At 70.5% G+C, this 12,532-nt stretch carries 12 protein-coding genes and 1 pseudogene; 4 read left to right on the top strand and 9 right to left on the bottom strand.

All coding sequences use genetic code 11. From position 1 onward, the window contains the following. The first annotated feature begins 5 nt into the window (after positions 1-5). On the top strand, positions 6-719 hold the full coding sequence (locus tag OO69_RS01100) for a hypothetical protein (RefSeq protein WP_420707842.1): 714 nt from the start codon (positions 6-8) through the stop codon (positions 717-719). A 58-nt stretch (positions 720-777) separates the two neighbouring features. On the opposite strand, the gene OO69_RS49320 is transcribed toward OO69_RS01100, so the two are convergent. The 3 genes and pseudogenes from OO69_RS49320 to OO69_RS01080 all read right to left on the bottom strand — a co-directional run bounded on the left by OO69_RS49320 (position 778) and on the right by OO69_RS01080 (position 5,281). Then, positions 778-1,215, bottom strand: coding sequence for a hypothetical protein (locus OO69_RS49320; protein WP_158713343.1), 438 nt, complete (start codon positions 1,213-1,215; stop codon positions 778-780). A 1,778-nt stretch (positions 1,216-2,993) separates the two neighbouring features. Beyond that, a pseudogene (locus OO69_RS51165) lies at positions 2,994-3,902 on the bottom strand (serine/threonine-protein kinase); the annotation flags it as partial. Between the two features lie 71 nt (positions 3,903-3,973). After that, positions 3,974-5,281: a DUF6986 family protein gene (locus OO69_RS01080; protein WP_033278397.1), complete on the bottom strand. Its 1,308-nt coding sequence runs from the start codon at positions 5,279-5,281 to the stop codon at positions 3,974-3,976. Between the two features lie 179 nt (positions 5,282-5,460). On the opposite strand from OO69_RS01080, the gene OO69_RS01075 reads away from it, so the two are divergent. Then, on the top strand, positions 5,461-6,357 hold the full coding sequence (locus OO69_RS01075) for an endonuclease/exonuclease/phosphatase family protein (RefSeq protein WP_033278396.1): 897 nt from the start codon (positions 5,461-5,463) through the stop codon (positions 6,355-6,357). Positions 6,358-6,412: 55 nt separating this feature from the next. On the opposite strand, the gene OO69_RS01070 is transcribed toward OO69_RS01075, so the two are convergent. The 4 genes from OO69_RS01070 to OO69_RS01055 all read right to left on the bottom strand — a co-directional run bounded on the left by OO69_RS01070 (position 6,413) and on the right by OO69_RS01055 (position 9,809). Then, positions 6,413-7,375, bottom strand: a complete 963-nt coding sequence (locus OO69_RS01070; RefSeq protein WP_033278395.1) for an electron transfer flavoprotein subunit alpha/FixB family protein — start codon at positions 7,373-7,375, stop codon at positions 6,413-6,415. A gap of 230 nt (positions 7,376-7,605) precedes the next feature. Beyond that, on the bottom strand, positions 7,606-8,394 hold the full coding sequence (locus OO69_RS01065) for an electron transfer flavoprotein subunit beta/FixA family protein (protein ID WP_033278394.1): 789 nt from the start codon (positions 8,392-8,394) through the stop codon (positions 7,606-7,608). A gap of 243 nt (positions 8,395-8,637) precedes the next feature. Next, positions 8,638-9,153, bottom strand: coding sequence for a flavin reductase family protein (locus OO69_RS01060; RefSeq protein WP_033278393.1), 516 nt, complete (start codon positions 9,151-9,153; stop codon positions 8,638-8,640). Between the two features lie 242 nt (positions 9,154-9,395). Continuing rightward, complete coding sequence (locus OO69_RS01055; RefSeq protein WP_051800703.1) at positions 9,396-9,809, bottom strand: TlpA family protein disulfide reductase; 414 nt, start codon at positions 9,807-9,809, stop codon at positions 9,396-9,398. 75 nt (positions 9,810-9,884) lie between these two features. Between OO69_RS01055 and OO69_RS01050 the strand changes: the two genes are divergently transcribed. Together OO69_RS01050 and OO69_RS01045 are read left to right on the top strand one after the other, a co-directional pair. Beyond that, complete coding sequence (locus OO69_RS01050) at positions 9,885-10,301, top strand: DUF4395 domain-containing protein (RefSeq protein WP_019062580.1); 417 nt, start codon at positions 9,885-9,887, stop codon at positions 10,299-10,301. Between the two features lie 186 nt (positions 10,302-10,487). Next, positions 10,488-11,216, top strand: coding sequence for a lysophospholipid acyltransferase family protein (locus tag OO69_RS01045; protein ID WP_033278392.1), 729 nt, complete (start codon positions 10,488-10,490; stop codon positions 11,214-11,216). Between the two features lie 3 nt (positions 11,217-11,219). On the opposite strand, the gene OO69_RS01040 is transcribed toward OO69_RS01045, so the two are convergent. Both OO69_RS01040 and OO69_RS01035 read right to left on the bottom strand, forming a co-directional pair. After that, positions 11,220-11,912, bottom strand: a complete 693-nt coding sequence (locus tag OO69_RS01040) for a B3/4 domain-containing protein (protein ID WP_033278391.1) — start codon at positions 11,910-11,912, stop codon at positions 11,220-11,222. Between the two features lie 8 nt (positions 11,913-11,920). Further along, entirely contained in the window at positions 11,921-12,493 is a 573-nt protein-coding gene (locus OO69_RS01035; RefSeq protein ID WP_033278390.1) for a transglutaminase-like domain-containing protein, read from the bottom strand. Positions 12,494-12,532 lie beyond the last annotated feature (39 nt).

Here is a 12,532-nt window from a genome sequence, read left to right as displayed (position 1 = left end):
AGCGTGTGGACCGTACGTTGGAGGCGCTGGGGCTGGCCCGGGCGCCGCGGGAGGATCCGCTCTGCTACCCGGGTGAGTGGCCCGCCGAGTCCGGACTCCTGGTCGGGGACCGGCTGTTGCCCCTTGACGACCATGTGACGTACGAGGACCGCACGCCGGTCCTGGCCATCGGCTCCAACGCCTCTCCCGGTCAACTGCGGCACAAGATGGCGGAGTTCGGGATCACCTCTCCCGTCCCGATGGTGAAGGTACGGGTCACCGGTATCGACGTCGGCGTCTCCGCGCATGTGAGCCGCGTGGGGTATGTGTCGGCGTCGCCGGTCAAGGCACCGGGTGTCGTACGGGAGTTGTTCGTGACGTGGTTCGACGCGCGGCAGCTCGCTGTGGTGGACGCGAGTGAGCGGGCGTTCGACCGGACGCGGCTGGCCGGGCCCGAGTTCCGTCTGGAGCCGGAGTCCGGGGTGTTGCCGCGAGACGCGTACGTCTACGTCAACCGCAATGGCGTCCTGCACGACGGCACGGGCGTGCCGCGTCGGCATCCGGGCGAGCGGGCGCTGCTCACGGAACTGCTGGCTGGTTCGGCGGAGTTGAGGGCGCTGTTCGGGCGGACCCCGGAGGAGTTCTGTGAACGGGCGCGCGGGGACCGGGAGTTGTGCGAGCGGGGTACGAGGCTGTTCCGGGAGGAGGGGTTGGTGACGGCGTCGGGCCTGGAACGGTGAGCGAGGGGGTGCCTCGTGCGGGTTGTGGGCGTTGCGGGGTGTCCGGGGGCGGAGTCCGTCAACCGGTCTTCTTACGCCTGCCGATCCGGAGGGCGACGATTCGGAAACGGGTTCTTCCGTTCCGGGGAGTCTCGGCCGCCTCTATCGGCTCGTCCGTCTGTTGGAGCGCGATGTAGTCGGCCGCGCCCACGGTCACGGCATCGAGCGCCTCGGACGGATCACCACCGGGAGCGCAGCGGAAGGAAGTCGCCTCCCCCGGTTCCACCATGGCCGTCAGGGTCGGGCTGGAGCACCAGGCGATCCTCAGTTGCAGCCGATGAGGGCCGGCCGGCAGGTCGAAGCGCACGGTCTGCCCGCGGCCGATCAGGCCGACCTGGGTGTCGTCGACGAACACCTTGTAGCGCCGGAACCGATCACGTCCACCGTCCGGTGCCCTGGACACCACGAGGGTGCCTTGCTCCTGCCGATCCGCCTCTGCGGATTGGACGTTGTCCACCACCGTCACCTCATGTGATCGATTCAGCAGACCGGAAGGCCCGGTACCGGCTCGTCGTTGTCCCCGCCCTTGAGGTAGACGTCGCTGACATAGACGTTGGTGTTGCCGCTGTCGTCGTCCGTCTTCGCCCACCAGGTGTTGGTCCACTGACCGTATGTCTCGCGGCGGCCCAGGTTCTCCTGGCAGAAGAAATAGTTGGTGCCCGCGCCGAGGACGCCGACTTCGGTGCCGGAAGCGGTGTAGGACTTGGCGCTGCGCCACACCTGGCAGTTGTACTTGCCGCCGCCGATGGACTGGCAGGCGGAGGCGGGGCTGGAGCTGGGGCTGGCTCCGCCCGTCGTGGGGACGCTACCGCCGGTGCCTCCGCCGCCGGAGGACGTGGACCTGCTCGGGGCGGCGCTGGGAGCCTGGCCCGCCGCCGTGTCCTTCCCCTTGCCGGTGTGCGGCTGCGTCGGCGCCTGCGTCCCGTCGTCGCCCTGCCCGGTGGGCTTGGCGTCGGCCGAGGGGTGGGTGTCCTTGCGACCGCCGGGCGAGGCGGGGCCGGCGCCGCCACCAGCACCGGCCGGAGGTGAGTCGCTGGACTGCGATGTGACCGTGGTGTCAACGGAGTTGGCCATGCGGGCGACGACCACTCCGGCACCGGCGAGGACGGCGGCTACGACAGCGGCGGCTATCAGGATGCGGGCCGTGCGCCTGCGGCCGGGCGTGGTTGGACTGGCCATCGGCCCGGTGGACGGTGACGGTTGAGGTACGGAGGCTCCGAAGGCAGGGGGCGGGCCGAAGCCTTGGGGTACGGATGCGGGAGGGACCGTAGAAGTGGGCGGGAGGGTGTCCGACGAGGGCCGCTCCGGGGAACCGTGATCTGGGCCCTGGTCCCCCGATCCGTAGGGTCCCGCCGCGGCAGATTTGTACGGCGATGCCTCAAGTGGTCGCGAGGAGCCGGGTGTTGCGCCGCCCGGTCCGGGCAAGCCTGCCGCACCCGCGCCGTTCGCAGATGCTCCAGGTCGCTCTGCCGACCCCGACGCCGCCCCATCCGATCCGGTCAGGCCCGCCGCACCCGCCTCGTACCCGGATGCCTCAAGCCACCCCGCCGACCCCGAAGTCACTCCGCCAGGTCCAGGCAGACCCGCCGCACCCGCGCCGTTCGCAGACGCTCCAAGCCGCCCTGCCGATCCCGATGTTGCCCCTCCCGATCCCGGCAAGCCCGCCGCACCCGCGCCGTTCGCGGACGCTCCAAGACGCCCTGCCGATCCCGATGTTGACCCGCCCGATCCAGGCAAGCCCGCCGCACCCGCGCCGTTCGCGGACGCTCCAAGACGCCCTGCTGACCCCGATGTTGACCCTCCCAGTCCGGGCAAGCCCGCCGCACCCGCCCCGTTCGCGGACGCCCCAAGTCGCCCTGCCGACCCCGGCGTCACCCCGCCCGATCCGGACCACCCCGAGGCATCGACCCCGGCAGTCTCCGGCCCCGCTTCCTCAGGTGAGCCACCGGCCCCCGCCCCCATCCCACTGCCTCCGCCCGGCTCGTCGACGCCGAACCCCGGCCCGGCCGGAGCCGCAGGCTGCGCTGCCCCGATGCCCTGCCCGCTCTCCGTCGGCTCAGCGGCATCCGCTCCCCGGACCTCAGCCCCGGCACCGAGGTCCGCACCACCCAGGCCCGCCCCCGAAACCCCAACTCCAGCCGCCCGCGCCCCCATTGACCCCTTCGGTTCCGGAACCCCCGCTCCCGTCCCCGCACTCCCCGGCGGCACCGCAGGAACCCCGCCCCCGGTCCCCCGCAACACGGCCGTAGGCAAATCCACCCCCGGCGCCCCCGCAACCTCCTCCAGCAACCCACGCGCCACATCCGCCCCGGGCCGCAACTCCGCCCGCTTCTCCATCAGTTGGCGCAGAACGGGCCCAAGTCGCCCCGCCCGCCGGGGTTCCGGCAGGGGCTCGGAGACGATCGCCGTGAGGGTGGAGTACGTGGACGTGCGCCGGAACGGCGACGTGCCCTCGACCGCCGCGTACAAGGTCGCGCCCAAGGCCCAGACGTCCGACGCCGGTCCCGGATCCTCACCCTGCGCCCGCTCGGGGGCCAAGTAGTCCAGGGAGCCGATGAGTTCGCCGCTCCGGGTGAGATGCGTGGCGGAGCCGTCGCCCGGGTCGTCCATCGTCGCGATGCCGAAGTCCGTGAGGACGACCCGGCCCGAGCGGTCCAGCAGGATGTTCCCGGGCTTCACATCGCGGTGCAGGACGCCCACGGAGTGTGCCGCGGCCAGCGCCTCCATCACCTTCGCGCCGATCCCGGCCGCCTCGCGCGGGTCGATCGGACCGCGCTCGCTCAGCACGTCGTCCAGGGAGGGGCCGTCGATCAGCTCCATGACGATCAACGGGCGTCCGTCGACCTCGGTGATGTCGTGCACGGCGACCACACCGGGGTGGCGAACCCGCGCCGCCGCCCGCGCCTCGCGCTGCATCCGCAGGCGCAGGTCGGCCAGTTCGGGTCCGTGGGCATCGGTGAAGGTGCGCAGTTCCTTGACGGCGACCTCACGGCCCAGGACCTCGTCCACGGCACGCCAGACCACCCCCATGCCGCCGCGCCCGAGCCGGGCCACGACGCGATAGCGCCCGGCCAGCAACCGGTCGGCCCCGTCCACGCGTCCACTCTCCCCCGAAGGCACCGCCGCTCCGTCCCTGTGGCACATCCATGAACGCCGTACAGCCTACGGGGCGGCAGTGACAACAGAAGGCGGCGCCAACACCTGTGACAGGTCCGCTACTTGGCGGACGCCGTGAGGTCACCCCGGCGCGGCGACGCGAAGCCCTCCAGGTCCATCCGGGTCAGCCCGGTCGCCCTGGCCACCTCGGCGATGTCGAGCGCGCCGCAGTCCAGACCGCGCAGCAGATACCCGCTGAGGGCCTTGGCGGTGGCGGGCTCGTCCATGACGTCGCCGCCGGCGTGGTTGGCGTAGCGGGTGAGCCGCGCGGCGGCCTGTTCGAAGCCCTCGCGGTAGAAGGCGAAGACGGCCGCGTAGCGGGTGGGGATGTGGCCGGGGTGCATGTCCCAGCCCTGGTAGTACGCGCGGGACAGGGCCCGGCGGGTGAGACCGTAGTGAAGGCGCCAGGCGTCGTGGACCTTCGCCGTCGGGCCGACCGGCAGCACGTTCGTCGAGCCGTCCGAGACGCGTACGCCCGTCCCCGCCGCGGCGACCTGCATGATCGCCTTGGCGTGGTCGGCGGCGGGGTGGTCGCTGGCCTGGTAGGCGGCGGAGACGCCGAGGCAGGCGCTGTAGTCGAAGGTGCCGTAGTGCAGGCCGGTGGCGCGGCCCTCGGCGGCCTGGATCATGCGGGCGACGGTGGCGGTGCCGTCGGTGGCGAGGATGGACTGGCTGGTCTCGATCTGGATCTCGAAGCCGATCCGGCCCGGCTCCAGCCCGCGTGCCTTCTCGAAGGCCTCCAGGAGGCGCACCATCGCGGTGACCTGCTCGGCGTACGTGACCTTGGGGAGCGTCAGGACCAGGCCGTCCGGCAACCCGCCGGCCTCCATGAGTCCGGTGAGGAAGATGTCGAGGGTGCGGATGCCCCGGTCGCGTACCGGCGCTTCCATGCACTTCATACGGATGCCCATGTACGGGGCCGCCGTGCCCTGTTCGTACGCCTCGGCGATCAGGCGGGCCGCGCGGGCGGCGGCCGCGTCCTCCTCGGCGTCGGAGCGGGGGCCGTAGCCGTCCTCGAAGTCGACGCGCAGGTCCTCGATGGGCTCGCGCTCCAACTTGGCCCGCACTCGCGCGTGGACGGGCTCCGCGAGCTCGTCGGAGAGGCCGAGGACGGCGGCGAAGGAGGCCGCGTCGGGGGCGTGTTCGTCGAGGGCGGCCAGCGCCCGGTCGCCCCAGGTGCGGATGGTGTCGGCGGCGAACACGTCACCGGGGACGTAGACCGTGTGGACGGGCTGGCGGGTGCCGGGGTCGCCGGGGTAGCGGCGCTCCAGTTCGGCGTCGACCGGTGCCAGGGAGGCGCTGATCTCCTCGCTGACCGCGCCCGCGAGGCTCGTCGCCACCTGCTCGTGCTCCTGGCCCATTCCCACACCCTCCAGTTTTCCGCTCTACGGAATCAACAATCCGTAGAGCGAAGTTATCCATGGAGCTTCCCGCCGGTCAACACCCTGTCCACGCCGTGAACCCGTTGAGTTCACTGCCGTCCCCAGGCCCTCTTCCGTCCAGCGCCCCGCCCCTTCATCCTGACTCCCAAGGGGAGGGAACGCACATGTCGACTGCCAGGACGGTCACCCGTCGCGCCGGTCTGAGCGCGCTGGTGGCGGCCGCCATCGCCCTGCCGCTCATCGGAACCGCACGCTCCGCCTCCGTCCGGAAGGAGACCCGCCTGCTGGACGTCATGACATTCAACCTGCGCTACGCCGACACCACCGAACCCAACAGCTGGAAGGTCCGCCGCCCGGTGATGCGCGACCTGCTGCTCCGCGCGGCCCCCGACATCATCGGCACCCAGGAGGGCCTCTACGCGCAGCTCCAGGACATCAAACAGGACCTCCCTCACCACGACTGGATCGGCGGCGGCCGCAAGGGCGGCAGCTTCGACGAGGAGACGGCGATCTTCTACGACACCCGCCGCCTCGCCCCCGTGGAGTACGACCAGTTCTGGCTCTCCGACACGCCCGCCGTGATCGGGTCGAACACCTGGGGCGGCGCCCACCCACGCATCGCCACCTGGATCCGCTTCCGCGATCTCGGGGACGACGGGCGGGAGTTCTACGTCCTCAACACCCACCTGGACAACGCGAGTCAGTACGCACGCGAGCGTGCCGCCACGCTCATCGCCGAACGCCTCGCCCGCCTGGACAGCTCCCTGCCGCTCGTGGTGACCGGAGACTTCAACACCGCCGCGTACACCACCTCGGTCTACTCCACGATGCTGGACGCGGGCCCGGGTCTCAGGGACACCTGGGACGCGGCGGCCGCGCGCGGGCAGCTCTACGGCAGCTTCCACGGCTACCGCGCGCTCGTGCCGGAGGGTCCCCGCATCGACTGGATCCTGGTCTCCCCGGGAGTCAAGGTGCGCCGGACGGCACTCAACACCTTCTCCGAGAACAGCCAGTTCCCGAGCGACCATCTGCCCGTGCAGTCCACGATCACCCTGGGATGAACGAAGGCTCCCGCGACCACAGGGGTCACGGGAGCCTCGTACAACCTCAAAGACATCAGCCCTTGCGGGAGTTGACCTCTTCGGTGAGCTGCGGGACGACGTCGAAGAGGTCGCCGACCACGCCGTAGTCGACGAGGTCGAAGATCGGGGCCTCGGCGTCCTTGTTGACGGCGACGATCGTCTTCGAGGTCTGCATGCCCGCGCGGTGCTGGATCGCGCCGGAGATGCCGTTGGCGATGTAGAGCTGCGGGGAGACGCTCTTGCCGGTCTGGCCGACCTGGTTGGTGTGCGGGTACCAGCCGGCGTCGACAGCGGCGCGGGAGGCGCCGACGGCCGCGCCGAGGGAGTCGGCAAGGGCCTCGATGATCGCGAAGTTGTCCGCGCCGTTCACACCGCGGCCGCCGGAGACGACGATCGCGGCCTCGGTCAGCTCCGGGCGGCCGGTCGACTCGCGCGGGGTGCGCGCGGTGACCTTGGTGCCGGTGGCCTTGTCCGAGAAGGTGACGGCGAGGGCCTCGACGGTGCCGGCGGCCGGGGCGGCCTCCACGGCGGCCGAGTTCGGCTTCACGGTGATGACCGGGGTGCCCTTGGAGACACGGGTCTTGGTGGTGAAGGACGCGGCGAAGACCGACTGCGTCGCGACCGGGCCCTCGTCACCGGCCTCCAGGTCGGTGGCGTCGGTGATGATGCCGGAGCCGATGCGCACGGCCAGACGGGCGGCGATCTCCTTGCCCTCGGCGGAGGACGGCACCAGGACGGCGGCCGGGGAGACGGCGTCGTAGGCGGCCTGGAGGGCGTCCACCTTCGGTACGACGAGGTAGTCGGCGTACTCGGCGGCGTCGTGCGTGAGCACCTTCACCGCGCCGTGCTCGGCGAGCGCGGCGGCGGTGTTCTCCGCACCGGCGCCGAGGGCGACCGCGACGGGCTCGCCGATACGGCGGGCCAGGGTCAGCAGCTCCAGGGTGGGCTTGCGGACGGCGCCGTCCACGTGGTCGACGTAGACGAGAACTTCAGCCATTGCTACTCCTGCGCGGGAATCCCGAACTTCGTCCGGGGGAAGACTTGTTGACTGCTACGCTCGCGCCCGTGCCTTGGGGCACCGGGCAGGGCTTGTCCGTCATGAGGCCGTCTCGACAGTCGATTGAGAAGCCCCTTCGGGGGAGGAGTCACGGGAATGGTCTCCTGCGAAGGCAGAACCACTCCGAGAGGCGCGGGTCGTGTTGCAACCGGCCCGCGCCGCCATTCCCCTCAGATGAACTTCTGGCCCGCGAGGAACTCGGCGAGCTGCTTGCCGCCCTCGCCCTCGTCCTTGACGATCGTGCCGGCGGTGCGCGCGGGGCGCTGGGCCGCGGAGTCGACGGCGGTCCAGGCGCCTCCGAGGCCGACCTCGTCGGTGTCGATCTCCAGGTCGGAGAGGTCCCAGGCCTGAACGGGCTTCTTCTTGGCGGCCATGATGCCCTTGAAGGACGGGTAACGCGCCTCGCCCGACTGGTCGGTGACCGACACGACGGCCGGCAGGGAGGCCTCGAGCTGCTCGGAGGCGGTGTCGCCGTCACGGCGGCCCTTGACGACGCCGTCCTCGACGGAGACCTCGGAGAGCAGCGTGACCTGCGGGACGCCCAGGCGCTCGGCCAGCAGGGCGGGGATCACACCGGCGGTGCCGTCGGTGGAGGCCATGCCGGAGACGACCAGGTCGAAACCGGCCTTCTCGATCGCCTTGGCGAGCACCAGGGAGGTGCCGATGGCGTCGGTGCCGTGCAGGTCGTCGTCCTCGACGTGGATCGCCTTGTCGGCGCCCATGGACAGCGCCTTGCGCAGGGCGTCCTTGGCGTCCTCCGGGCCCACGGTCAGGACGGTGATCTCCACGTCGTCGTCGGAGTTCTCGGAGATCTGCAGCGCCTGCTCGACCGCGTACTCGTCGAGCTCGGAGAGCAGACCGTCCACGTCGTCCCGGTCGACGGTCAGGTCATCGGCGAAGTGCCGGTCGCCAGTGGCGTCGGGCACGTACTTCACAGTGACAACGATCCTCAAGCTCACGCCGGCTCTCCTACTGCATCGTCATTTTCGGCTGCCTACTTCCAGGCAGCATAGGCGCCCTGAACGGCCGTTCCCGGTGGGGGCGACCGGCGCTCCGAGCGAAATATTACTCGCCAGTACGCACTCCTACGCTCCCCCAAGGGGTGCCCGCTAAGCAAGCGCTTTGAACTGTGACCTGTGCAACGCAGCGTAATCGGAACTCGACGCTTCCGCAGGGTGGCCCGTCACCCACCCGGAGTGGCCTCAGTCACGCAGCCCGTTGAAGCGCCCCTGGTGGTAGAGGAGCGGGCGGCCGGTGCCCGCGTGGTCGCCGAGGACGACCTCCGCCAGGACGATGCGGTGGTCTCCCGCCGGCACGCGCGCGACCACGCGGCACACCAGCCAGGCGAGCACGCCGTCGAGGACCGGGACGCCCTCGGGTCCCTCGCGCCAGGCGGTGGGCGCCCCGAACCGGTCGGCACCGCTGCGCGCGAAGGTGGCGGCCAACTGCTCCTGGTGCTCGCCGAGTATGTGCACGCCGACATGGTCGGCCGCGGATATCGCGGGCCAGCTGGAAGCGCCGGTGCTGATCCCGAAGGACAGCATCGGGGGCTGCGCGGAGACGGAGCTGAGCGAGGTGGCGGTGAAGCCGACCGGGCCGTTCTCACCGCGCGCGGTGATCACCGCCACACCGGCCGCGTGCTGCCGGAAGACGGAACGCAGCAGATCGGGAGAGGCGTGCTGAGGAGTACGGGTGCCGAGGTCGGGCGTCGCCGTCATGGACGTGTCCTTCTGGGGAGGGGGCTGGGGGTCCCCCCGGTCGAGCGGAGCCGAGAGTGGGGGAGGGGGCCGTGCTGCTCAACAGCCCGGACAGCGCGCGCTCGCGGTGCGGGCCAGGTCGACGTGCACCCGCCCGTAGAGAAGGAGTTCCGAAGGCATACGGTCAGGCTGACGATAGGTGGCACGCGCAGTCAAGTACGTTCCGACATATGGGAGATGACTCACCGTCGCCCTCACGACCGTCAGACCGCCTCCCCCAGAGCCGCGATGACATCCGCCTTGCGGGGGAGGCCGGTGGCACGCCGTACGACCCGTCCGTCGGCGTCGAGAACCAGCACGGTGGGGGTCTTCAGGATGTCGAGTTCCCGTACGAGGTCCAGGTGGTCCTCGGCGTCGATCTCGATGTGGCTCACTCCGGGGACCATGCCGGCCACCTCGCCCAGCACCCGGCGCGTGGCCCGGCAGGGCGCGCAGAAGGCGCTGGAGAACTGCACCAGGGTGGCCTTCTCGCCGAGGTCGCCGCCCAGCTCGGTCGCGCCGAGCCGTTTTCCGCCGTCGCGCCCACGCACGCGTACTCTCCCGCTCCGCCGCCGATGCAGCACTCCGTAGGCGCTCGCCGCCGCGAGCACCACCACGCACACCACAAGTCCGGTCATCGACCCTTCCAGCGTTCACGAGACTGCAAAGATTCCCGGTGCCCCGAATCCTTTCCGTTGCGGAATCCTTGATTCATGGACATCGACGTAAGAGGACCGCGCTTCGGGGCGGCCCTGACGACCGTGGTGCTGGCGGTCGTGCTGATCACCGGCAGCTTCTGGCTGCTGGCCTGGCAGACCCTGGCGTTCGCGCTGGGCGCGGCGGGCGGCGTGGGCCGCTCGCCGTACGGCTGGCTGTTCCGGAAGGCCGTACGGCCGCGGATCGGGCCGCCGACCGAGTTCGAGTCGCCGGAGCCGCCGCGGTTCGCGCAGGCGGTCGGGCTGGTCTTCGCCGGGGTGGGACTGGTCGGTTTCGGCCTGGGTCCCGAGTGGCTGGGGCTCGCGGCGACGGGGGCCGCGCTGGCGGCCGCGTTCCTCAATGCCGCGTTCGGGTACTGCCTGGGGTGCGAGATGTACCTGCTCGTGCGCCGAGTGACAGTTCGCGCACAGTAAAGGAAACTTAAAAGGCCGAGGTGGATCAAGCGATGGACGTGACGAGGATCTCGCCGTTCTGCGGCACGAGGACTGGCCACTCGTCCGTTCTTGGGGCACGATCTGCGCAATGCCGTAAACCTACGGCTGCGTAACTTTCCCGCCCGGAGAACCCCTTCCAGGCAGAGAGAAGGGTCCACCCCGTCCATGGCTGAGCTTGTCTACCGCCCCGTCATCGGTCTCGCCCAAACGCTGTTCAAGGCCTGGGACCTCAAGATCGACTGCAAGGGGTCGGAGAACATTCCGCGCTCGGGCGGCGCCGTGCTGGTCAGCAACCACATCAGCTACCTGGACTTCATCTTCGACGGTCTCGCCGCCCTGCCGCAGAAGCGCCTCGTGCGCTTCATGGCGAAGGAGTCGGTGTTCCGGCACAAGATCTCGGGTCCGCTCATGCGCGGCATGAAGCACATCCCGGTGGACCGCAAGCAGGGCGAGACCGCCTACCAGCACGCACTGGAGTCACTGCGGTCCGGCGAGATCGTCGGCGTCTTCCCCGAGGCGACGATCTCCCAGTCCTTCACCCTGAAGAGCTTCAAGTCGGGTGCCGCGCGCATGGCCCAGGAGGCCGGCGTCCCGCTGATCCCGATGGCTCTGTGGGGCACCCAGCGCCTGTGGACCAAGGGCCACCCGAAGAACTTCAAGCGCAGCCACACCCCGATCACCATCCGGGTCGGCGAGCCGGTCGAGGCGCCGCAGGACCAGTACGCGGGCGCGATCACCCGCCGCCTGCGCGAGCGCATCCAGGAACTCCTCGAAGCCGCCCAACGCGCGTATCCGGTACGGCCGAACGGCCCGGACGACACCTGGTGGATGCCGGCCCACCTCGGCGGCACGGCCCCGACCCCCGAAGAGGTCAAGGCTGCCGAGGCCCGCTGATCGTCACACCGGGGCGTGGACGGTGATCCGCGCCCCGGGGCTGAACTTCTCCAGCAGTTCGGCCAGTTCGGCACCCGCGCGCTCGACATCGGCGACCGGCATCGGCGCCAGACTCTCCAACAGGAAGACGGCCGAGGTCGTTTCCTCCGTGAGCCTGGTGCGCGGCCCCTGCCGCCAGTTCCAGCGCCGGCACGTGACACCGACCGCGTCAGTCCACACCACCTCGCCCGCGTCGGGATGCTCGACGACCTCCTCGCCACCCGCGACGGTCACGAACTCCTCGTTCCCGACGGCCCGTTGGAGGGTCATCGCACCCTGGATGAGGTCGGTGTCCTCACCGCCCACGGGGATCAAGTGGGCGACGCTGATCGCGTTGTAGAGGTCGACCAGCACATTGATCCGGGGCAACCCACCGTCGGAAAGCGCCCTCTTGGCCAGCGCCTCCGCCGAGTTGCGGGTCCGCGACGGCTTCGACCCGAACGCCGTGTACATCTCGCGCCAGGCCACCATGTGCGGGTCCTCGTGTGGGGCGCGTCCGTCCAGTCGTACGGCGAGACGGCGGGCCGCGTCGTCGAGGAGCGCCGAACTCGCTTCGGTGCTGGGCCCGTTGACCAGTCCGTGGGCTTCGATCGCCACGTGGGTGAACCCGGGGGCGAGGGCACGGACTTCGTCGGACACGGTCAGGGTGAGGGTCATGGTCTTCCTCAGAGTGCGGTCGGGAGTGTCTGCCACAGGCGCGGCCGGTCGGGGGCGGCCTTAAGGGCGCTCAGCACGACCGGGTGTGGTTCAGCGTACAGGACCGGGTAGTCCAGCTCATTGAACTCAAGATCAGGCACGAAGGCCAGCCGCTCCCCGTCGAGCGAGAACTGCGCGTCCACGCCCGGCTTGTTGCCGCGCGGGTCCTGCCGATGCCAGCCCCCGTTGAAGCGCACGGCGACCAACCCGTGCACCACGTCGAACTTCTGGTAGCAGAGCGCCGTGGGAATGTCCTCGGCCCGCAGCAAAGCGGCCAGCGCGTGCGCCTTGGCGTAGCAGATGCCGGTGCCCTGCTCCAGGACGTCGGAGGCCCGCCAGGTGACGCGCGGGTCGCCGGAGTCCTGCGAGTGGGGAATGCCGTCCCGCACGAACTCGAACGCGAGGCGTGCATAGCCATACGAGTCGGCGGCACTTCTGGCCAGCCGCGCGGCCGTCTCCCGCACGAGGGGATGCTCATGGTCAATGGCCTCGTCAGCAGCCAAGTACGCGGACAGGTCAGGGGTGTTCTGGATCAGCTCCATGACCGCAGAGCATAGGAAAGCGATCACCCGAGAGTCAAT

This window comes from Streptomyces sp. NRRL F-525, from assembly GCF_000716605.1.
Lineage (GTDB): Bacteria > Actinomycetota > Actinomycetes > Streptomycetales > Streptomycetaceae > Streptomyces.
Note: the sequence above shows the minus strand (reverse complement) of the source record. Positions and strands in the feature narration are given on the sequence as shown.

Bases quoted from the DNA above. Each gene is read 5' to 3' on its own strand.
- OO69_RS01075 (WP_033278396.1), top strand. From the start codon at position 5,461: ATGTCGACTGCCAGGACGGTCACCCGTCGCGCCGGTCTGAGCGCGCTG.
- OO69_RS01070 (WP_033278395.1), bottom strand. From the start codon at position 7,375: ATGGCTGAAGTTCTCGTCTACGTCGACCACGTGGACGGCGCCGTCCGC.
- OO69_RS01060 (WP_033278393.1), bottom strand. From the start codon at position 9,153: ATGACGGCGACGCCCGACCTCGGCACCCGTACTCCTCAGCACGCCTCT.
- OO69_RS01055 (WP_051800703.1), bottom strand. From the start codon at position 9,809: ATGACCGGACTTGTGGTGTGCGTGGTGGTGCTCGCGGCGGCGAGCGCC.
- OO69_RS01050 (WP_019062580.1), top strand. From the start codon at position 9,885: ATGGACATCGACGTAAGAGGACCGCGCTTCGGGGCGGCCCTGACGACC.
- OO69_RS01045 (WP_033278392.1), top strand. From the start codon at position 10,488: ATGGCTGAGCTTGTCTACCGCCCCGTCATCGGTCTCGCCCAAACGCTG.
- OO69_RS01040 (WP_033278391.1), bottom strand. From the start codon at position 11,912: ATGACCCTCACCCTGACCGTGTCCGACGAAGTCCGTGCCCTCGCCCCC.
- OO69_RS01035 (WP_033278390.1), bottom strand. From the start codon at position 12,493: ATGGAGCTGATCCAGAACACCCCTGACCTGTCCGCGTACTTGGCTGCT.